Origin of the sequence: Microbacterium terrae, from assembly GCF_017831975.1 — a bacterium.
Classification (GTDB): domain Bacteria; phylum Actinomycetota; class Actinomycetes; order Actinomycetales; family Microbacteriaceae; genus Microbacterium; species Microbacterium terrae.
The window spans coordinates 2,536,318-2,556,137 of sequence record NZ_JAFDSS010000001.1; the positions used below are offsets into that span (position 1 = coordinate 2,536,318).

The following is a 19,820-nucleotide window of genomic DNA, read 5'->3' on the forward strand; positions in this document are numbered from 1 at the left end:
CATCCTGTCGATACAGCGATGCATCCGGGTGATGGCGGGACCGGTGCATGCGGGTGCATGATGTGCACATGACTGGGGTGGGACGCCCCGTGATCCGCACTCCCGACCAGCGGATCCGGGTGTTCGTGAGCTCGACCCTGCGCGAGCTCGCAGCCGAGCGCGCCGCGGTGCGCGAGGCGGTCGAGGCGATGCTGCTCGCGCCCGTGATGTTCGAACTCGGGGCCCGGCCGCATCCGCCGCGCGAGCTCTATCGCTCCTATCTCGCGCAGAGCGACGTGTTCGTGGGGATCTACGGGGCGAGCTACGGCTGGATCGCCCCCGACGAGGGGGTGTCTGGACTCGAGGACGAGTACAACCTCGCCCCGCCGGGGATGCCCAAGCTGATCTACGTCAAAGACGTCGACACCCGCGATGAGCGCCTTCGCGAGCTGATCGCGCGCATCCAGTCCGACGACACGGCCGCCTACCTCCACTTCGCCGACGCGGCGGAACTCGGCGAGCGCGTGGCCGCAGACCTCGCGATGCTGCTCGCCGAGCGGTTCGACGAGTCGCGGACCGCCGACGCCGGCGCCCCTGAGCTCGACGAGCCGACCGTGCCGCGCATCCCCGTCCCGTACACGACCACGATCGGCCGCGAGCGCGACATCGAGAACGTGCGGGCGCTGCTCGCCCGTGGAACCGACCGGGTGGTGAGCCTCATCGGCCCCGGCGGCATCGGCAAGTCGCGCCTCGCGATCGAGGTGGCGCGGGCGACCGAGGACCTCTTCCCCGACGGCACCTACTTCGCACTGCTCGAGGGCGTGCTCGAGCCGGGCCTGCTCCTTCCGACGCTCGCCTACTACCTCGGCATCCGCGACAACGGCGAAGCCGCGCTCGACGAGCGCATCGCCCACGCCCTCACCGACCGCAAGGTGCTCATCGTGCTCGACAACTTCGAGCAGATCATCGACGCGGCACCCGTGCTGGTGCGGCTGTATGCCGCGGCGCCGAGCGCGACGTTCCTCGTCACCAGCCGGAGCGTGCTGCGCATCCGCGGCGAGCGCGTCTACGAGGTCCCCTCGCTCTCGACCCCTCCCGGCGACCAGCCCGCGAAGCTCGACCGCACCACGCGGTCGGCGGCGGTCGCCCTGTTCGTCGACCGCGCGCAGGCCGTCAAACCCGGTTTCGACGTCACCGCAGAGAACGCCGCAGACGTCGCCGACATCTGCCGGACGCTCGAGGGGCTGCCGCTCGCGATCGAGCTCGCCGCGGCGAAGGTGCGCCTGCTTCCGCCCGCCGGCATCGCCGAGCGCCTGGGGCGGACGCTTCCCCTCCTCACGGCGACGGTGCGCGACATGCCCGAGCGCCACAGCACGATGCGCGCGACGATCGACTGGAGTGTGAGCCTGCTCCCCGACGAGCAGCGGGGCATGCTCTCCGACCTCGGGGTGTTCGCGACCCGCTTCACGTTCGCCGCGGTCGAGGCGCTCGGCGCCGAGCGCGGGTGGGGCGATCAGGCGATCGACGGCCTGGCGGCGCTGGTCGACAGCTCGCTCGTGAAGCAGATCGACATCGACGGGCGCGCGGTGTTCTCGCTTCTGGCGATGGTGCGCGAGTACGCGATCGATCGGCTCAAGGCCGAGGGCGATGCGGATGTCGTGCGCGCGGCGCACGCCGACTACTACGCGGCACTCGTGGCCAGGCTCGCTCCGGGCCTCGGCGGCAGCAGCCAGGTCGAGGCGGTCGTGCAGCTCGGACTCGACCTCCCCAACCTCCGCGCCGCGGTGCGCCACCTGATCTACACCGACAGGCTCGACGATGCCGGCGACTTCGCCTGGAGCCTGCTCATCTACTGGTGGATCTCGGGGTTCTTCGCCGAGGTGCGGGTGTGGATGCTGGAGCTGCTCGAGAAGCAGCACGAGCATCCGATCACTCAGCGCACACGCGCCATCGCCTGGTTCTTCGCGCTGTGGGGCGAGATGTGGCAGCGCCCCAGCGAGCAGGTCGTCGCAGGACTCGGCGAGTGCGTGCGCCTGTTCACCGAGGCGGGCGACGAGGATGCCGCCGCCATGGCGCTCGCCGCACGCGCGACGGCGCGCGTGCAGCTCTCCGACATCGACGTCGACAAGGCCGGTGCGGAGCTGCGCGACGCGGTCGCCCGGCTCCGCGCCGGCGGCAACGCCTGGGCGGAGGCGATCACCGAGGTCTCGCTCGGCAGGCTCGCGTGGCTCCGCGGCAGCACCGATGAGGCGCTCGCGCACTTCGCCCGGGCGAGCGCCGTCGCCGACGAGCACGGCGACCTGTTCACCGCGTCGGTGGCGGGCAACCTGCGCTCGCGCCTCAACTTCACGCTCGGGCACATCGACGATGCCGAGGAGGAGTTCGTCCGCACCCTCATCCTGTCGGTGCGACTGCGCTACGACGAGGGCGTCGCGTACGGACTCGAAGGGGTCTGCGCGGTCGCTGCCGCACGCGGCGAGGCGTTCCGCGCCGCCGCCCTCGCCGTCGCAGCCGGCATCATCCGGCAGCGGATCGGCATCTTCGACGTGGAGGCTTTCACCGTGCACACGCCCTACCTCGAGATCCTGCGCGGCCGCGACCCCGAGTCCGTCGCCGCGGGCGAGTCGGAGGGCGCCGACCTCTCGATGCGCGAAGCCGTGCAGCTGGCGCTCCCGCCCGAGGCGTACGCCGACCTGCACGGCGCGCTCCACCGCTGGTGACGGCGGCGGCGCGGCTCACCGGGTCGGTCGCGCGTGGCGGAACCGGATGCGGGTGCCCGGCCGGGCCTGCGCGAGCAGATCGAGCGAGGCATCCGTCGCCACCGCGATGACGGGGTACCCGCCGGTGACCGGTCCGTCGGCGAGGAGGATCGTCGGTCGCCCGCTCGGCGGCACCTGGAGCGCGCCCGGCACCATCCCCTCGCTCGGCAGCTCGCCGTCGCGCGAGCGCTCCAGCACGGGGCCGTCGAGGCGCATGCCGACGCGGTCGGCGTCGTTCGTCACGGTCCAGACCGCGTCGTAGAGCTGTGCGCGGGCGGCCGCGGTGAACCAGTCGGCGCGTGCGCCGGGGCCGAGCTCGACGAGCAGCTCGGCGTCGTCGGGCGCACTCCAGGGCGCGATCGTGGTCGCGGGGACGGGGACGGATGCCGCGTCGCCGACGGCCACCACGGCTCCCGCGCGCAGCGGCGCGGGGCCGAGGCCCGCGAGCAGATCGGTGGAGCGCGAGCCGAGTGCGAGGCGAGCCTCGACTCCCCCGCGCACCGCCAGGTAGGCGCGCGCTCCGTGGGAGAGCCAGTCGAGGTGCAGCTCCGCTCCGGCGGGCCAGGCTTGCGCCGCGTACGGGTCGACCTCGCGCCCGTCGACCCGAACCGGCCCCCAGCCGCCGGTGACCGCGAACCAGAGGTCGGTGTCGGCGACGGCGCGCAGCCCGCCCATCGTGACCTCGATGCCGGCCGCGTCCTCACGGTTGCCGACGAGCCGGTTCGCGGTGCGCAGCGCCCCGCGGTCGAGCGCCCCCGATGCCGAGACCCCGAGCGAGGCCGCCCCCGGTCTGCCGAGGTCCTGGATCGTGGCGAGGAGCCCCGGCTCGAGGATGCGCAGCGCCGGTCCGGCGGTGGGCGCACCCGCGCTGGAGACCGGCGCACCCGCGCCGGCGGCTGCCGCACCCGCGCTGGATACCGCCGCGCCCGCGCCGGCGGCCCGAGCAGCCGGGGCGACGCGGAAGCGCACGCGGGTGCCGGGCATCAGGAGCGCGGGCGAATCCGAGTCGGGGTCGAACAGCGGCGCATCCGTCGCCCCGATCAGCCGCCAGCCACCCGGGGTCTCACGCGGGTAGGCGCCGCTGAATCCCGCGGCGAGGGCGACGGATCCGGCCGGAACCCGGGTGCGCGGCACGTCGAGCCGAGGCACGTCGAACGGCCAGTCGTCGCTCACCAGGTATCCGAAGCCCGGCGCGAAGCCGGTGAAGGCGACCGTCCAGCACGCCGCGCTGTGTCGGGCGACGAGACCATCGGTCGTGAGTCCGAGGAGCTCGGCTGTGTCGGCGAGGTCGGCGCCGTCGTAGACGACATCGAGTTCGACGGGGCTGCCGGCCGCGACCGCGCCCGCCTCGGGGATCTCGACGCCGGCGATCCACGCGCGGGCCGCGGTCGGCTGCAGCACGCGGGAGTCGATTCGCACGAGTACGGTGCGCGCCGCCGGCACCAGGTCGACGACGCCCTCGATCCGCGCCGCATCCAGCGCCGCATGGGTGCGCAGCACCTCGGCGAGTCCGTCGACCTCGACGAGGAGGGCTCGCTCGCCGACCGGGAGGATGCGTCCCCTCACCATGCCGTGCGCTCCCCCGCGTCGGGTCCGTTCTCGTCGACACAGGCACGCTCGCCGACGCAGGCGGTGTCGCGCACTGTCTCGGCGAGACGTCCTGGCTCGGCGCCCACGGCGGTCGGACGGGTCGGGCGAGCGGGGCGGATGCCCGGCACCTCGCCCCTCACCACGGTGCCCGCACGTCGACGCCGGCGTCGTCGAGGGCCGTCCGCACCGCGCGGGCCATCGCCACGGCCGACGGCGAGTCGCCGTGCACGCAGAGCGACGCGGCATCCGTCGTCAGCACCGTGCCGTCGACCGCCTCGACCTCGCCCGTCTGCGCGAGCCGAAGTGCGCGCTGCGCGACGACCGCCGCGTCCGACAGCAGCGCCCCCGGCTCGGCGCGCGGCACGAGCGTGCCGTCGGCGCGGTAGCCGCGATCGAGGAACGCCTCGAGCACGAACGGCAGCCCCACCTCGGCGGCGGCGTCGACGATCGCCCCCGGCATGCCGAGGATCGGCAGCGCCCGGCCCAGCCGATCACTGAGCGCGGCGACCGCCCGAGCGACGGCGCGAGCCTGCGCCGGGTCGGCCGAGACCGCGTGATACAGCGCACCGTGGGGCTTCACGTACCGGATGCCCGCGCCCGCTGCGGCGAGCGCTGCGAGCTGCGCCGAGACCGCGGCTTCGAGGTCGGCGGCGTCGATCGACATCGCGAGGCGCCCGAAGTTCGCGCGGTCGGGGTAGGAGGGATGCGCGCCGACCGCGACGGCGAACCGACCCGCCCGCTCGACGGCCGCGCGCATCGATGGGGCGTCACCGGCATGGCCGCCGCACGCGATGCTCGCGCTCGAGATCACCGCGAACATCGCCTCGTCGTCGGCGGTGGCGACACCGTCGACGGTCTCGCCGAGGTCGGCGTTCAGGTCGATCGCGGTCATGCGACCACGGTAGCCCCGCTCCCGTGCCGCGGACCCGGCGGTCGGCGGTCGTTACGGATGCGTAAAGGCTGACGCCGAACGCGTGCGCGCGGGAGCGGCGCGGGGCAGGATGGAGCGCATGGCCCGATCCGATGAACGTCTCGCGGCCGGCACGCCGCTCCTCCAGGTACGCGACATGGCCGTCGACTTCCAGACGATGGACGGCACCGTGCACGCGGTCGAGGGTGTCGACCTCGATCTCGCCGCCGGCGAGACCCTGGCGATCGTGGGCGAGTCCGGCTCTGGCAAGTCCACGTCGGCGATGGCCGTGATCGGACTGCTCTCGGGCAACGGCAAGGTCGTGCGCGGCAGCATCCTGTTCGAAGGGCAGGACCTCGTCGGCGCGCCCGAGAGCGTCATGCGCACCGTGCGCGGCCGCTCGATCGGGCTCGTGCCGCAGGACCCGATGTCGAACCTCAACCCGGTCACGAAGATCGGCACCCAGATCGCCGAGACGCTGCTCGCGCACGGGCTCGCCACCCGCAAGGACGTCGACCGCAAGGTGGTCGAGACCCTCGCCGCGGCAGGGCTCCCCAATGCCGAGGACCGCGCCAAGCAGTACCCGCACGAGTTCTCCGGCGGCATGCGCCAGCGCGCGCTCATCGCGATCGGACTCGCCTGCAACCCCAAGCTGCTGATCGCCGACGAGCCCACCAGCGCCCTCGACGTCACCGTGCAGAAGACGATCCTCGACCAGCTCGAGCGCATGACCGGCGACCTCGGCACCGCGGTGATGCTCATCACCCACGACCTCGGCCTCGCCGCCGAGCGCGCCGCGCGCGTGGTCGTGATGAACCGCGGACGCATCGTCGAGCAGGGCCCCGCCCGCCAGATCCTCGAAGACCCGCAGCACCCGTACACCCAGGCGCTCGTGAAGGCGGCGCCGTCGGTGGCTGCGGTGCGCCTGCGGCCCGAGGTGTTCCGCCGCGGGGACGCCGCGGTCGACATCGCGCCGGCGGCCGAGGCACCGAGCGAGACGCCGGTCGAGCCGTCAGCCGAGGAGACGACGACGGATGCCGCGCCCGCAGCCACCGCCGCCGCACCCGCGGCGACTCCCGCTGCAACGCCCGCCACGGATGCCCCGCCCGCGACGACCGCCGAGCGCGGCGCCACCGAGCCCGCGGCATCCGTCCCCGACTACATCGTCGAGGTCGAAGGCCTGACGAAGATGTACCCGGTGCGCGGCAGCAAGGAGGACTTCGCCGCGGTCAAGGACGTGTCGTTCTCGATCCCCCGCGGCGAGACCGTCGCGGTCGTGGGTGAATCGGGATCGGGCAAGACCACCACCGCCCGCATGGTGCTGAAGGTGGTCGACCCCACCGCCGGTTCCATCCGCTTCGATGGTCAGGATGTCGCGAAGCTGAAAGGGCGCGAACTGCGCAGCTTCCGCCAGCGCGTGCAGCCGATCTTCCAGGACCCGTACTCGTCGCTGAACCCGATGTTCTCGATCGAGCGGATCATCAGCGAGCCGCTCGAGTTCTACAAGCGGGGCTCGGCCAAGGACCGTGCGGCGCGCGTGCGGCAGCTGCTCGACGACGTGGCGCTGCCGCAGTCGATGCTGCGCCGCTACCCGTCCGAGCTCTCGGGCGGCCAGCGCCAGCGCATCGCGATCGCCCGCGCCCTCGCCCTCTCGCCCGACCTCATCGTGTGCGACGAGCCGGTGTCGGCCCTCGACGTGCTCGTGCAGGATCAGATCCTGCGCCTGCTCGGCGACCTGCAGCGCGAATACGGGCTGAGCTACCTGTTCATCTCGCACGACCTCGCCGTGGTGCGGCTCATCAGCGACTACGTGTGCGTGATGAAGGACGGTCAGCTCGTCGAAGCGGCGTCGTCGGAGGAGATCTTCACCAACCCGCGCGACCCGTACACGCGGCGACTCCTCGCTTCGATTCCGGGCAACGAGCTCGACATCGCCGTCTGACCCCTCCCGCGGTCGCGCGCCGCGTCACGCGACCTCGCACCGCGGAAGGCGCGCGGGCGGAGTGCTCGGCGTCAGCGGGCTCGGGTCCTCGGGTCCATCGCCTCGCGCAGCGCCTCGCCGAGGAGCGTGAAGCCGAGCGCGGTGATGGTGATGCAGATGCCGGGGAGGAATGCGATCCACGCGTTGACCGCGAGCTCGAGCTGCGCATAGGTGAGCATCCGGCCCCACTCCGCGGTCTGCGGCACCCCGCCGCCGAGACCGAGGTACGACAGGCCGGCAGCCTCGATGACGGCGGTCGCCAGGGTGAGCGTCGCCTGCACGATCACCGGGCCGACCGCGTTGGGCAGCACGTGCGTCATCGTGATGCGGCCGCGGCCGAGACCGAGCGTCGCCGCCGACAGCACATAGTCGCTCGAGCGCTGCTGCAGCATCGATGCGCGGAGGAGGCGCGCGAAGATCGGCACCTGCGCGGCGCCGATCGCGATCATGATCGCCAGCGGCGTCTGCCCCATGAGCGCCGCGATCGACACGGCGAGCAGCAGCGACGGAACCGACAGCAGGATGTCGACGAAGCGCATGACCAGCGTGTCGACCCAGCCGCCGAACGTGGCGGCGACGAGGCCCAGGATCATGCCGCCGACGAGACCGAGCACGGTCGACACGATGCCGATCAGCAGCGATGCCCGCGCGCCCCAGATGAGCTTCGAGAGCATGTCGCCGCCGAAGCGGTCGAGGCCGAGCGGGAACCCGGGGATCTCGCCGGGGCCCGGGATGTGCCCGGGGGTGATGTACTGCTGACCCGGCAGTGCTTCGGCCGGATACGGTGCCAGCCACGGGGCGAACACCGCGACGAGCACGAAGATCGCCGTGATGACGGCGCCGACCCAGGCGCTGGGGTTGCGGCGCAGGCGCCGGAACACGTCGCGCCAGAAGCCGCCGCCGCGCGTCTTGGCGGCGAGCAGCTCTCTGTCGTCGATCGCGGTGTCGTCGACGGGGCCGCCACTCGCGGCCGGGGGGAGCATCGCGGACGTCATGCCGCACCTCCGATCAGGTTGCCCGCCATCACTGCACCCGCACTCTCGGGTCGATGAAGCTGTACGACACGTCGACGATGAGGTTGATGAGCGCGTAGAGGATGGCGATGAAGAGGATGAACCCCTGGAGCACGGGGTAGTCGCGGCTGAAGATCGCTCGGTAGAGGAACGACCCGATGCCGGGGTAGGCGAAGACCGACTCGGTGAGGATCGCGCCCGACAGGAGCAGGCCGAACTGCAGGCCGATCGTGGTGACCACCGGCAGCAGGGAGTTGCGCATGATGAAGCGGCTGCGGATGGTGCCGCGCGAGATGCCCTTGGCCATGCCGGTGCGCACGAAGTCGGAGTTCTGCACCTCGAGCACCGATGCCCGGGTGATGCGGGTGATGATCGCGAGCGGGATGGTCGCCAGCGCGATGCCGGGCAGGATGAGGTGCAGGAACGCATCCCACGCGGCATCCCACTCCCCCGTGATGATGCCGTCGAGCACGTAGAGGTTCGTGTAGTGGGTGGCATCCATTCGCGGATCCTGTCGCCCGTCGGACGGCAGCCAACCCAGCTGCACCGCGAACAGCCACTTGAGCATGAACGCGAGGAAGAACACCGGGATCGTGATGCCCAGCAGGCTGCCGAACACGGCGACGTGGTCGCCGGCCCTGCCGTGGCGGCGCGCGGCCCAGTAGCCGATCGCGATGCCGAGGCCGACGGCGAGGATGATCGCGAAGATCGTCAGTTCGAGGGTCGCGGGGAACCGGCGCGCGAACTCCTCGGTCACCGGGCGCTGCGTCTGGATCGAGACGCCGAAGTTGCCCTGCAGGAGCTGGCCGAGCCAGGTGAAGTACTGGGCGATGAGCGGCTCGTTGAAGCCGTAGAGCTCATTGATCTCGGCGACGCGCTCGGGCGTCGCCCGTTCGCCGAGCAGGGCGACCGCCGGGCCGCCGGGGAGGGCACGGACCCAGAAGAACAGCAGCAGGGTCAGCCCGAAGAGTGTGGGGACGAGCAGGAGGAGGCGCCGGCCGATGGTGCGTAGCACGTGGGATCTCTCCGGTGGGGCGACCGCGGTCGCAGAGCGAGCAGGACGAGCGAGCAGAGGGCGACGGATGCCCCGGCCCGGCGATGCGGCCGGACCGGGGCATCCGTCATCGGCTCACTCGCTGAGCTCGACCATGTTGTAGACCTCGTCCTGCACCGGGCTCGCCGGGTACGACGTCACTCGGGCGTCGAAGGCCAGCGTCGGCACCGGGTGTGCGAGGGGCACACCGGGCAGGAACTGCATGATCTGCTCGTTGATCGCGAGGTACGCGGCTTCCTGCTCCTCTTCGGTCGCGAGACCGCGCGCCTCGCTCAGCGCGTCGAAGAGCTCCTGGTTGTCGAAGCCCCACTCGTTCGTGGGCAGTCCGAAGAACGTGCCGACGAAGTTGTCGGGGTCGTTGTAGTCGCCCGTCCAGCCGAGCAGGTGGATGCCGTGCTCGGTGCCGCCCTGCATGAGGTCGAGGTACTCGACCCATTCGTTCGTCACCGGGTTGACGGTGATGCCGACGGCCTCGAGCTGGCTCTGCAGGTTGGTGAAGATCTGCTCGGGGTTGGGCATGTACGGGCGCGAGATGTTCACCGGGTAGTTGAAGGTGATCTCGAGCGGGTTCGCCTCGTCGTAGCCGGCCTCGGCGAGGAGGGCCTTGGCCGCGTCGGGGTCGTACGCGTACTCGGTGACGGCGTCGTTCCAGCCGATGACGGCGGGCGGCATGAACTGCGTCGCCGCCTCGGTGCCCTCGGGGAGCACCTGGGTGATGAGCGCGTCCTTGTCGATCGCCTGGGCGATCGCCTGGCGCACCTTCACGTCGCCGAGACCCGGCGCCGCCTGGTTGATGCCGAGGTACAGCACGTTGAACGCCTCGCGGTTGACGAGGTCGAACCCGGCGTCTTCGAGCGCCTGCAGGTCGGCGGGGGCGACCAGGTCGTACCCGTCGATGCTGCCCGACTCGAGAGCCTGGCGGCGGGCGGTGGTGTCGCCGATGACCTTGAAGATCACCTCTTCGACCTGACCCTGCTCACCCCAGTAGTCGGGGTTCGCGGTGAGCACGGTCTGCTCCCCGGGAGAGATCGAGTCGAACACGAACGGCCCGGTGCCGGTCGGGTGGCCCTGACCGTACTCGCTCTGAACCGGTGCCTCCTCGGTGCCGCCGACCTCGTCTGCGCCGAACTCCTCGAGGGCCGAGGGGCTCTGGATGGAGAACGACGGCAGCGACAGCGCCGGGATGAAGCCGGCGAACGGCGCCTTCAGCGTGATGGTCGCCTGGGTGTCGCTGTCGGCCGTGCAGCCGCCGTAGATCGACTCGTCGCCGAACCCGCGCATGATGACGCCCCAGTAGTAGGCCATGCTCTGCGATGCCGCGACGCCGGTGAAGGCGTTCTGGCGGTCGAAGTTGAAGCAGACCGCTTCGGCGTTGAAGTCCGTTCCGTCGTGGAACTTCACACCCTCTTCGAGGGTGAAGACGTAGGTGGTGTCGTCGGGCTGCTCCCAGCTCTTGGCGAGGAGCGGTGCGGGGTCGGCCGTGCCGGGCACGGTGCCGACGAGGCCTTCGAACATCTGACGGGCCACGCGGAACGTCTCGCCGTCGCTCGCGAAGGCGGGGTCGAGGCTCGCGGGGTCGCCCGAAGCGCCGAAGACGAACGTGGTGTCGACGTCGCCGGGCTCTTCGGTGCTGCCTCCGCCGTCGCGCTGGCTCGCGCAGGCGGTGAGGACGAGTGTGCCGACGGCGACTGCGGCAGCGCCGGTGATCAAGCGCCTTCTCGCAGAGTGGAGCATGTGCTGTGCACCTTCCATGTCGTGTGGGCGCCGCTGCACGTCATCGTGGAGCAGAGGTGCGCAGAGCCCTCGCGGGGTGTGATGGCTCGACGCTACCCGCGCGGCGGGGTCCACGGCATTACACCTGTGTCTCGATTGTGTTTCGACCCGTCCGAACCGCCCTCGGAGGGCGATGTGCGCAGTCGCCGACGAGCCGGTGCAGCATTTCGCTGACGCGACGGCGCAGAACACCCGCGCGGCTAACGTTGAGGCCATGGCGCGCACCCGGGACGAGGCATCCGTCCCCGAAGTCAGGCTCTCGGACGGCACGATCGCACGCGTCGTGCCCTCGCCGTATGGCGGCGGGTGGGAGCTCGACGTCGACGGCACGCCCCAATCGCACGTCGATCTCGACGATCCGACGCACCTGCACTTCGAGTACATCGCGCGCATGGGAGCGGTGATCGACCGGATGCGGATGCCCGGGCAGCCGCTGACCGCGATCCATCTCGGCGCCGGTGCGCTGACCCTCCCCCGCTACATCGAGGCGACCCGTCCGGGCTCGCGCCAGCAGGTCATCGAACTCGAGCAGACGCTGTGGGACCTGGTGCGCGAGAACCTCCCGCTGCCGCGCGGCGCGTCGCTGCGGGTGCGCATCGGCGATGCACGCGCGGGCCTGGGGCGTCTGCCCGCCGGGCTCCACGGCGCAGCCGATCTCGTCGTGTCGGACGTGTACTCGGGAGCGCAGACCCCGGCGCACCTCACCACCGTTGAGTTCTACACCGAGGCATCCCGCTTCCTCGCGCCCGACGGCGTGCTGCTGGTCAACGTCGCCGACGGCGCAGGGCTCGCCTTCGCGCGCCGGCAGGTGGCGACGGTGCGCGCGGTGCTCGAGCACGTGATCGTGCTCGCCGAGGTGCAGACCCTCAAGGGGCGCCGGTTCGGCAACCTCGTGATCGCCGCGTCCCGCGCCCCGCTTCCGACCGAGTGGCTGCCGCGGCTGATGGCGGCGGGGCCCCATCCGGCGAAGGTCGCCGAGGGGCGCGAGGTCGACGAGTTCGCGCGCGGCGCGCGCGTGTCGACGGATGCCGATTCCACGGCCTCGCCGAAGCCGACGGCGTCGCTGTTCACCCGCTGACACCGCCGTCGCCCCGCGGGCATCCCGCGTCTGTCCGAACCCCGTCGCGGTTCTCCCGCCGACCCCGCGTGCCGATCCGCCGGTCTCCGGGGCGAGCGGGCACACTGGATACGGCGGCACGCGAGCGAAGGGAGCGCCATGAGCTTCATCCAGGGATTCGACCCCGACACCCTCCGCGAAGAGGTCGACCCGAGCGCATGCAGCGAGCGCCTCGCCGAGATCGGCGAGCAGCGCAGCCTTCCGGCCCTGCTCGAACGGGTCTGGCTGCTGAAGGTGCTCGGCCGCCCCGAGGACTCCCTCGTGCTGTCGGAGGAGTCGGTACGCGTCGCGCGCATGGCGGGCACCCGCAAAGACCTGCTGCGCGCACGCATCCTGCACGCCTCGGTGATGCAGGCGCGCGGCGCGTTCGCCGCCGCTGAGCACGAGATGACCACCTGCGCCGAGGAAGCCGAGGGACAGGGATGGGCGGCGATCGCCGCCTTCGCCTACCAGCACCGCGGCAAGGTCCATTTCGACACCGAGGACTACGAGGCGGCGCGCAAGGACTTCAAGCGCGCGCTGTTCCTGCGGCAGGAGTCGGGCGCCACCGACGACCAGCTCGAATCGACGCTCCTCGCGATCGACGCCGCCGATCGGCGTCGGGCTGCCGCATCGGTGGCGAGCTGAGCCCGTGCACCGCGTGGGCCGCGCGCAGCACCGCAGTGTCGTAGGTATGTTCTAGCGTTCCCGGCATGTCAGACCTCGCCGATGTCCGCCGCTGGGCGGACGCGCTCATCGCCCTCCACCTCGACGCGTCGTGGTCGTTCGGCTTCGACAACGCCAAGCGGCGAGCCGGGCTCTGCGACTACACGCGCAAGCGCATCAGCGTCTCGCGCTATCTTTCGGCACGCTACGACGACGACACGAACCACCAGACCCTGCTGCACGAGGTGGCCCATGCCCTGGCCGGCCCGTCGGCCGGTCACGGACCGCAGTGGCGCGCGGTGGCGCGGGATCTCGGGTACGTCGGCGGCACCACCCATCACGGCGAGACGGCGACCGAGCTCGCTCCCTGGATCGGGGTCTGCCCGGCCGGGCACGTCGCCCACCGTCACCGCCGACCGGGGCGCCCGATGTCATGTGCGAAGTGCGCTCCCACCTACGACGCGACGCACAGCTTCACGTGGACGCGGCGCGAGATCACGCCCGCCGCACGACTGGCGGCGCTGACGCCGCGCTGACCTGGGTCCGCGCCCCGACCGGACGCGGCGGCGAAGCGAGGCCGCCGCGGCACACCGAGCCCACTGCCGCGCACGCGGGGCGCGGTCAGAAGGCGACGAAGACCCCGTCACGCAGGACGGGAACGACGGATGCCGCATCCACCGCTGCGGCCGCGAGCACCTCGTCGCGCTGCCCGCGGTCGATCAACTCGCGCCCCGACCCGCTCGCGGTGAGCAGGTGACGCACAGCGCCGCGGAGCGCCCGGAACGACTCTCCGGCCGCGGCGGCCTCGGGTGAGGTGTGGTCGATGCCGAGCCGACCGAGCGCGTCGATGACGGCACCGGCCCCGAACTGGTCCTCGACCGCGAAGCGCAGGCGGCCATCGCCGTCGCGCGACGACAGCTCCCCCGCGGCGATCACCGCGATGCTCGTGCGCGCTCCGCGCATGCGCTGCACAGCCATCACCGCCTCGGCCACCGCCGAGGCGTTGCGCAGGCCCCCGAGCAGCACGGTCGCGCCGGTGTCCGCTGCCGCCCGCGCGACCGCGGCTCCGTTGAGAGAGACGGCATCGGCTGACGCGTCGAGCGCGACGGCGTCGCCACCCTCGAGGCTCTGGATGACCGTCGACGAGAAGCGCAGCACGTCGACGACAACGACGACGTGGGCGGGCGCGAGCGTCGCGAGAGCGTCGACGCCCCACTCGTGTCGCACCTGGTACGAGGTCTGGGCGAACGGACTCTCGGGCATCCGTCCAGCGTACGTCGGGTGCCACACTGGAGCATGCGGATCCTGCTGAAGCTCGTGATCGACTGCGACCCCGATGCCGCGTGGCGCGCTGTGCACTCCCCGCGCGCCGTCGCTGAGCTGTACGGACCGGTGCTCGACCTCGCGCCGCTCGTGCCGGGCGGGTTGCCGACCTCGTGGAGTCCGGGCGACGACGTGCCCGTGGAGCTCAGCGCGTTCGGCTCGGTTCCGATGGGGCGGCAGCTGATCCACCCGAGCGACCGGTTCGTCGACGAGCCGGAGGGCCGCGTGCGGATCTTCCGAGACAGCGGCATCCCGCTCACGGGTCCTCTCGCGAGCCTCGACGTCTGGGATCACCAGATGGCGATCTCGCCCGCGGCGGGCGGGAAGACGCTGTGGCGCGATCGCCTCGTGATCGGCGGCCCCACGGCGCCGCTGCTGTGGCCCGTGCTGTGGAGCGTCTGGCAGTGGCGCGGGGCGCGCATCCGTTCACTCGCACCGTCCTGGGCGCACGACGAGACGACGGAACGGGATGCCGCGGCCGAAGCCTGACCGCGGCACCCCGGGGGCGGGACCCGAACCCGCCGTCTGTGACCGCTACTCGGCGAGCGCCTCGACGGGCGCGACCCGTGTCGCGAGTCTGGTGGGGACCACCGCGGCGACGAGCGTCAGCACCGCGGTCGCGACGACGATGATCGCGACGGGCAGCCACGGCACCGCCGGAAGCACGAGGGTCGGCGACGTCCAGGCCGGCGGCATCGGCACCGATCCGAGGAGCGACTGCGCACCGGCCCAGCCGTAGGCGGTGCCGAGCACAAGGCCGGTGACGACCGCGGTGATCGTGATGTGCGCGGCCTCGAGCAGCACCATCCCGCGCACCTGCGCGGTCGACACGCCCAGCGCACGCAGCAGGCCGAGCTCGCGCCGACGCTGCACCACGCCGAGCGTGAGCAGGTTCACGAGGCCGACCGCGGCGATGAGCGCCGACACGGCGACCAGTCCCATCATGATTCCGGCGAACGTGTCGAGGAGCGTCTCGAGCTGCGGGGCGATCTCGCCGCCCGACGAGGCGGTGATGACCGACTTCACCGTTTCGAGGGCGACGGCGAACATCGTCACCAGGGTGACGCCGATCACGACGCCGATCGCCATGCGGCTCGAGCGCTCCGGGTGGCGCATCGCGTTCTCCGCGGCGAGCCGTGCGGTGGCCGACCGGCCGAAGGCCCGCCCGACCAGGCGCAGCACCGGCGGCATCACGAGAGCGGCGCCGAGGGCGAGCCCGGTGAATGAGAGGAGCCCGCCGACGAAGGCGACGGCGACGCCGAACGGACTCACGAGCCCGAACGCGATACCCGCGGCGAGAAGGGCCGCGCCGGTCACGAACAGTGCGATCGCGGCGACGTTGCGCGCCGGGCGGCGTGCGGCGTCGGAGGCGGAGACCTCGACCGATCCCCCGAGCGCCTGCAGCGGCGTCACGGTGAGCACGCGTCGCGAGCCCGCCCAGGCAGCCATCCACGTCGTGAGGGCGACGACGACGGCCGGCACGACGAGCACCGGCTGCACGACCGCGTATTCGACGTCGGCGATGCCCAGCACCGCCTCGGCGACCGCCATTCCGGCCGCGGCGAGCACGATGCCGCCGAGCAGCCCGAGCGTCGCGCCGATGACTCCGACGACGAGTCCCTGACGGCCGATCTCCTCACGCTGCGAGCGTGCCGACGCGCCGATGAGGCGCAGGAGCGCGATGCGCCGGGTGCGACCGGCGACGACCGTCGCGAAGGTGTTCGCGGTGACGACGGCCGCGACGTACACCGCCACACCCACGAGCAGCACGGTGAGGATCGCCAGCACGATCGCCACGGTGTCGCCGCCGCCGATGAACGGATCCGCGGCGACGATCGCGGCGATGTAGCCGGTCGCCGTCAGCAGCACCGCTCCGAACGCCGTCGAGATCGCGGCGACGAGGATGCTCGCGCCCATGCCGCGGTCGCGGAGCCAGGCGAACCGGGCGAAGCGAGCCGAGGCGGCGTCACCGGACGAGGGCCTCCCGCCCGTGGCATCGCCGGCGGACACCGAAGCCCGCGGCATCCCGCCGTCGACGACTCCCGCGCTCACGACGCCACCGCCGCAGCCGTCGCCGACGCGGCCGTCGCGGACGCGGCCGCACCGAGCTCGGAGGCGAGCATGTACGCCGAGATCTCCTCGGCGCTCTGACGGGGCTTGTCGGCGACGATCCGGCCGTCGCCGAGGAACACGACGCGATCGGCGTGGCTGGCCGCCACGGGATCGTGGGTGACCATCGCGATCGACTGGCCGTGGTCGCGGCTCGCCGCTGCCAGCAGCGAGAGCACCTCGCGACCCGACCGCGAGTCGAGGTTGCCGGTCGGCTCGTCGGCGAACACCAGGTCGGGGGCGGTCGCCAGGGCGCGGGCGATCGCGACGCGCTGCTGCTGCCCGCCCGAGAGCTGGTGCGGTCGATGGTTCAGACGCCCGCCGAGCCCGAGCGTCTCGACGAGCCCGTCGATCCGCGCCCGCTCGAGCGCGCTCGGCCGGCGCCCGTCGAGGTCGAAGGGCAGCAGGATGTTTCCGATCGCGTCGAGCGTCGGCACGAGGTTGAACGCCTGGAACACGAACCCCACCCGCCGGCGGCGCAGGATCGTGAGCTCGAGGTCGGACAGCTCGGTGATGTCGGTGTCGCCGATCCACGCGCGCCCCGAGGTCGGCGCGTCGAGGCCCGCCATGATGTGCATGAGCGTGGACTTGCCCGAGCCCGACGGACCCATGATCGCGGTGAACTCACCGCGGCGGATGCCGATGCTCACGGCGTCGAGCGCGCGCACGACGCCTGCGCCGGCGCCGAAGGTCTTGGTCAGCTGCTGCACCCGGGCCGCGAGGCCGAGGTCGGTCGATGTGATCTCCATGCCTCCGACGCTACGAACCGCGGTGGGGCCGCCGCGTCGGCCCGGGGACTCATCCGCGTACATCGCAAGGATGATCCCTACCGCTCACGTGCCGGCGGGGCTATGGTCCACGCAGACGCTGTCGAGAGGAGCATCATGCCCGCCACGCCCCTGCCCCCGAGCGGCGACGTCCCCACCGGGCCGAAGACCTGCGACGCGAGCGGGATGATCGAGATCCACCGGCTGTTCCGTCGCGGATTCGGTGAGGGACCGAGCCTCGTCCGCCGGGTGGCCGAAGGCGATCTCGATCATGCGGCGGCGGTGTCGACGCAGCTCGAGACGATGTCGATCGGGCTCCACGCGCACCACGGGGGCGAGGACGAGCGGCTGTGGTCGGCGCTCGAGGAGCGGGCGCCGACCTGCGCCGGGCACGTCGAGCGGATGAAGGCCCAGCATTCCGAGCTCGCCGTGCACCTCACCGCGCTCGACGAGGCGCTCCCGGCCTGGCGGGCATCGGCGACGGCGACTCATGCCGCACCCGTGCTCGCCGCACTCGACGGCGTGAACGCGGCCATCGCCGTGCACCTCCCCGACGAGGAGGCCAACATCGTGCCGGTCATGGAGTACACGATCACCACGGCCGAGACCGACTGGTTCGCCGAGCACGGCCGCACGTCGGTGCCGAAGGGGCAGACCTGGCAGCAGCTCGGCGAGATCCTCGCCTCGCAGCCCGACGGCGGCGACGAGTGGCTGCACAAGCACATGCCGGCTCCCGGTCGCTGGGCGTGGGCGCTGATCGGCCGCCGCAGGTACGCGGCGCATCGGGCCGCGCTCGAGCGCGCCTGACCAGCATCCGACCCCGCCCGCCCCGTCGAGACAGGACCCGGTCAGGCGAGGCCGTGCTCGAAGGCGAACACGACGAGCTGCACCCGGTCGCGCAGGCCCAGCTTGGTGAGGATGCGGCTGATGTGCGTCTTCACCGTGGCCTCGGAGAGGAACTCCCGGCCGGCGATCTCGGCGTTGGAGAGCCCGCGCGCCGCGAGGGCGAAGATCTCCCGCTCGCGCTCGGTCAGCTCGCCGTACGCCGCGGGCACGGCACGAGGCGCGGCATCGGCGAAATGGGCGAACAGATCGCGGGTGGCGGATGCCGCGATGACGGCCGATCCGGAGTGCACGGTGCGGATGGCCGCGAGCAGGAACTCGGGGTCGGCGTCCTTCAGGAGGAACCCGCTCGCCCCCTGACGGATGGCGCGCGCCGCAGCCTCGTCGAGGTCGAACGTGGTCAGCATCACGATGCGCGGCGGGTCAGGATCGGCGAGCAGCTCCGCGGTCGCCGCGAGGCCGTCCATCACCGGCATCCGGATGTCCATCAGCACCACGTCGGGGCGGCTGGCGCGCACCACGTCGAGCGCTTCACGGCCGTCGGACGCCTCGGCCACGACCTCGAGGTCGGGCTGGGAGTCGACGAGCATGCGGATGCCCGCGCGGAAGAGGCCCTGGTCGTCGACCAGCGCCACCCGGATGCGCTTCGCCTCGCCCCGCCCGCTCATCGCGCGCCGCCGACCGGGATCGATGCCGTCACCACGAACTCGCCCGCGGCCGCACCCGCCTCGATGCGTCCGCCGGCGAGCTGTGCGCGCTCGCGCATGCCGATGAGGCCGTGCCCGCGCGACGGCTCAGCAGACGGCGCTGCCGCATCGACAGGATTCCGGACCGACACGTCGACACGGTCGGCGAGCCAGGCGAGCCTGACGTCGACGGCACCGCCCTCCGCCCCGTGGCGCAGCGCGTTGGTCAGCGCTTCCTGCAGGATGCGGAACACGGCGAGCTGCACCGCCGCGGGCGGCTCGCCGGGCGGTGCAGGGTCGACGTCGACGCGCAGCACGACCCCCGCCGCGCGCACCTGCGCGTAGAGCTCCTCGAGGTCGGCGAGCGTCGGCTGCGGCCCGTCGCCCTGGCTGTGGCGCAGCTGGGTGAGCAGCAGCCGCACGTCGGCGAGGGCGGCGCGGGCAGTGGTCGAGATGGTGCCGAGCGCCTCGGTGGCGACAGCGGGATCGGATGCCGCCGCATAGCGCGCCCCGTCGGCCTGGGCGATCACCACCGCGAGCGAGTGGGCCACCACGTCGTGCATGTCGCGGGCGATCCGCACCCGCTCCTGCTCCGCCGACGCGTCAGCCTCGGCGACGAGGGCCGCCCGGCGGCTCTCGCGGGCCCGCGTCGCCGTCCGCACCAGCGCGCCCACCGTCCACGACAGCCCGAGGGCGAAGGCGGCCGCGATGAGCGTCGCCGCCGCGAGCGGCAGCGTCGCGAGCGTCAGCCGTCCGCCCGCGAACTCGGGGAGGAGGAACAGGTACCCCGTGATCACGACGGAGCCGACGAGGCTCGAGGCCAGGCCCGCCCAGAAGACGATCCGCGTGCCGTACGCCGCGGTGGCGTACAGCACTCCGAAGATCGCGAAGTCGGCGACGATCGGCGGGCGCCCGAACGACATCTGCACGATCGCGCCGGCCCACGCGATCCCGAGCGCCACGGCGGGCGAGAGGCGGCGCACCGCGAGCGCGCCCGCCATGAGCAGGCACGTGAGCGCGCTCGCGACGGGGGCGACCGCGTCGGTCCAGCCGTTGCCGAGCTCCGACCACAGCGCGACGAGCCCGAAGAGCCCGGCCAGCATCACGTCGAGGACGAGCTGGTGGGGCTTCAGCGGGCGGGTCACGCTCTCACGCTACGGGAGCGATCGGGCCGCGGCATCCGTCCCGCGATGTATCCGCGGTCATCCTCGCGACCGGTCCTATGGTCTGCCGGGCAACCATTGCGGCATCCGCCCGGAGGCTTTACTGTC

The 19,820-nt window shown here is 72.3% G+C and carries 17 protein-coding genes; 7 read left to right on the forward strand and 10 right to left on the reverse strand.

Features of this window, described 5'->3' with window-relative positions; translation table 11 throughout:
• The first annotated feature begins 68 nt into the window (after positions 1-68).
• On the forward strand, positions 69-2,699 hold the full coding sequence (locus JOD63_RS11660; protein ID WP_169748408.1) for a DUF4062 domain-containing protein: 2,631 nt from the start codon (positions 69-71) through the stop codon (positions 2,697-2,699).
• 15 nt (positions 2,700-2,714) lie between these two features.
• Here the strand turns inward: JOD63_RS11660 and JOD63_RS11665 are convergent, their stop codons facing one another.
• Positions 2,715-4,307 (reverse strand): 5-oxoprolinase subunit B/C family protein, encoded by a 1,593-nt coding sequence (locus tag JOD63_RS11665; protein ID WP_045275942.1) that lies wholly within the window; start codon positions 4,305-4,307, stop codon positions 2,715-2,717.
• 157 nt (positions 4,308-4,464) lie between these two features.
• Positions 4,465-5,220, reverse strand: coding sequence for a 5-oxoprolinase subunit PxpA (pxpA, locus tag JOD63_RS11670; protein ID WP_045275941.1), 756 nt, complete (start codon positions 5,218-5,220; stop codon positions 4,465-4,467).
• A 118-nt stretch (positions 5,221-5,338) separates the two neighbouring features.
• Between pxpA and JOD63_RS11675 the strand changes: the two genes are divergently transcribed.
• Positions 5,339-7,180, forward strand: a complete 1,842-nt coding sequence (locus tag JOD63_RS11675) for a dipeptide ABC transporter ATP-binding protein (RefSeq protein ID WP_045275940.1) — start codon at positions 5,339-5,341, stop codon at positions 7,178-7,180.
• A gap of 71 nt (positions 7,181-7,251) precedes the next feature.
• Here JOD63_RS11675 and JOD63_RS11680 read toward each other — a convergent pair whose 3' ends face one another.
• The 3 genes from JOD63_RS11680 to JOD63_RS11690 all read right to left on the reverse strand — a co-directional run bounded on the left by JOD63_RS11680 (position 7,252) and on the right by JOD63_RS11690 (position 11,020).
• Entirely contained in the window at positions 7,252-8,214 is a 963-nt protein-coding gene (locus tag JOD63_RS11680; protein WP_045275939.1) for an ABC transporter permease, read from the reverse strand.
• Positions 8,215-8,242: 28 nt separating this feature from the next.
• On the reverse strand, positions 8,243-9,247 hold the full coding sequence (locus JOD63_RS11685) for an ABC transporter permease (RefSeq protein ID WP_045275938.1): 1,005 nt from the start codon (positions 9,245-9,247) through the stop codon (positions 8,243-8,245).
• A 114-nt stretch (positions 9,248-9,361) separates the two neighbouring features.
• A complete protein-coding gene (locus JOD63_RS11690; RefSeq protein ID WP_045275979.1) occupies positions 9,362-11,020 on the reverse strand; it encodes an ABC transporter substrate-binding protein in 1,659 nt (552 codons plus the stop codon).
• A gap of 253 nt (positions 11,021-11,273) precedes the next feature.
• Here JOD63_RS11690 and JOD63_RS11695 point away from each other — a divergent pair, with 253 nt between their 5' ends.
• The 3 genes from JOD63_RS11695 to JOD63_RS11705 all read left to right on the forward strand — a co-directional run bounded on the left by JOD63_RS11695 (position 11,274) and on the right by JOD63_RS11705 (position 13,357).
• The gene (locus tag JOD63_RS11695; protein ID WP_045275978.1) at positions 11,274-12,137 is read left to right on the forward strand and encodes a spermidine synthase; all 864 of its coding nucleotides are present in this window, start codon (positions 11,274-11,276) and stop codon (positions 12,135-12,137) included.
• 138 nt (positions 12,138-12,275) lie between these two features.
• A complete protein-coding gene (locus tag JOD63_RS11700) occupies positions 12,276-12,803 on the forward strand; it encodes a tetratricopeptide repeat protein (RefSeq protein WP_045275937.1) in 528 nt (175 codons plus the stop codon).
• A 65-nt stretch (positions 12,804-12,868) separates the two neighbouring features.
• Complete coding sequence (locus JOD63_RS11705) at positions 12,869-13,357, forward strand: SprT-like domain-containing protein (protein ID WP_045275936.1); 489 nt, start codon at positions 12,869-12,871, stop codon at positions 13,355-13,357.
• A gap of 85 nt (positions 13,358-13,442) precedes the next feature.
• Here JOD63_RS11705 and JOD63_RS11710 read toward each other — a convergent pair whose 3' ends face one another.
• Complete coding sequence (locus JOD63_RS11710) at positions 13,443-14,084, reverse strand: 2-phosphosulfolactate phosphatase (protein WP_045275935.1); 642 nt, start codon at positions 14,082-14,084, stop codon at positions 13,443-13,445.
• A gap of 18 nt (positions 14,085-14,102) precedes the next feature.
• Here JOD63_RS11710 and JOD63_RS11715 point away from each other — a divergent pair, with 18 nt between their 5' ends.
• Entirely contained in the window at positions 14,103-14,633 is a 531-nt protein-coding gene (locus JOD63_RS11715) for a hypothetical protein (protein ID WP_307803164.1), read from the forward strand.
• Positions 14,634-14,678: 45 nt separating this feature from the next.
• Here JOD63_RS11715 and JOD63_RS11720 read toward each other — a convergent pair whose 3' ends face one another.
• The gene (locus tag JOD63_RS11720; RefSeq protein WP_084613550.1) at positions 14,679-16,061 is read right to left on the reverse strand and encodes an ABC transporter permease; all 1,383 of its coding nucleotides are present in this window, start codon (positions 16,059-16,061) and stop codon (positions 14,679-14,681) included.
• A gap of 131 nt (positions 16,062-16,192) precedes the next feature.
• On the reverse strand, positions 16,193-17,002 hold the full coding sequence (locus JOD63_RS11725) for an ABC transporter ATP-binding protein (RefSeq protein ID WP_045275933.1): 810 nt from the start codon (positions 17,000-17,002) through the stop codon (positions 16,193-16,195).
• A 135-nt stretch (positions 17,003-17,137) separates the two neighbouring features.
• Between JOD63_RS11725 and JOD63_RS11730 the strand changes: the two genes are divergently transcribed.
• Positions 17,138-17,827 (forward strand): hemerythrin domain-containing protein, encoded by a 690-nt coding sequence (locus tag JOD63_RS11730; RefSeq protein ID WP_045275976.1) that lies wholly within the window; start codon positions 17,138-17,140, stop codon positions 17,825-17,827.
• A 41-nt stretch (positions 17,828-17,868) separates the two neighbouring features.
• On the opposite strand, the gene JOD63_RS11735 is transcribed toward JOD63_RS11730, so the two are convergent.
• Positions 17,869-18,531, reverse strand: coding sequence for a response regulator (locus JOD63_RS11735; RefSeq protein ID WP_045275932.1), 663 nt, complete (start codon positions 18,529-18,531; stop codon positions 17,869-17,871).
• Positions 18,528-19,694 carry a sensor histidine kinase gene (locus tag JOD63_RS11740; RefSeq protein ID WP_045275931.1) on the reverse strand — a complete coding sequence of 389 codons (1,167 nt, stop codon included), beginning with the start codon at positions 19,692-19,694 and terminating at the stop codon, positions 18,528-18,530. Before JOD63_RS11740 ends, JOD63_RS11735 begins: the two co-directional genes overlap by 4 nt.
• Between the last annotated feature and the right edge of the window lie 126 nt (positions 19,695-19,820).

Excerpts from the sequence above, each read along its gene's own strand:
- JOD63_RS11660 (WP_169748408.1), top strand. The coding sequence starts at position 69 with ATGACTGGGGTGGGACGCCCCGTGATCCGCACTCCCGACCAGCGGATC.
- JOD63_RS11665 (WP_045275942.1), bottom strand. The coding sequence starts at position 4,307 with ATGGTGAGGGGACGCATCCTCCCGGTCGGCGAGCGAGCCCTCCTCGTC.
- pxpA (WP_045275941.1), bottom strand. The coding sequence starts at position 5,220 with ATGACCGCGATCGACCTGAACGCCGACCTCGGCGAGACCGTCGACGGT.
- JOD63_RS11675 (WP_045275940.1), top strand. The coding sequence starts at position 5,339 with ATGGCCCGATCCGATGAACGTCTCGCGGCCGGCACGCCGCTCCTCCAG.
- JOD63_RS11680 (WP_045275939.1), bottom strand. The coding sequence starts at position 8,214 with ATGACGTCCGCGATGCTCCCCCCGGCCGCGAGTGGCGGCCCCGTCGAC.
- JOD63_RS11690 (WP_045275979.1), bottom strand. The coding sequence starts at position 11,020 with ATGCTCCACTCTGCGAGAAGGCGCTTGATCACCGGCGCTGCCGCAGTC.
- JOD63_RS11695 (WP_045275978.1), top strand. The coding sequence starts at position 11,274 with ATGGCGCGCACCCGGGACGAGGCATCCGTCCCCGAAGTCAGGCTCTCG.
- JOD63_RS11700 (WP_045275937.1), top strand. The coding sequence starts at position 12,276 with ATGAGCTTCATCCAGGGATTCGACCCCGACACCCTCCGCGAAGAGGTC.
- JOD63_RS11705 (WP_045275936.1), top strand. The coding sequence starts at position 12,869 with ATGTCAGACCTCGCCGATGTCCGCCGCTGGGCGGACGCGCTCATCGCC.
- JOD63_RS11710 (WP_045275935.1), bottom strand. The coding sequence starts at position 14,084 with ATGCCCGAGAGTCCGTTCGCCCAGACCTCGTACCAGGTGCGACACGAG.
- JOD63_RS11720 (WP_084613550.1), bottom strand. The coding sequence starts at position 16,061 with ATGGGCGCGAGCATCCTCGTCGCCGCGATCTCGACGGCGTTCGGAGCG.
- JOD63_RS11725 (WP_045275933.1), bottom strand. The coding sequence starts at position 17,002 with ATGGAGATCACATCGACCGACCTCGGCCTCGCGGCCCGGGTGCAGCAG.
- JOD63_RS11730 (WP_045275976.1), top strand. The coding sequence starts at position 17,138 with ATGCCCGCCACGCCCCTGCCCCCGAGCGGCGACGTCCCCACCGGGCCG.
- JOD63_RS11735 (WP_045275932.1), bottom strand. The coding sequence starts at position 18,531 with ATGAGCGGGCGGGGCGAGGCGAAGCGCATCCGGGTGGCGCTGGTCGAC.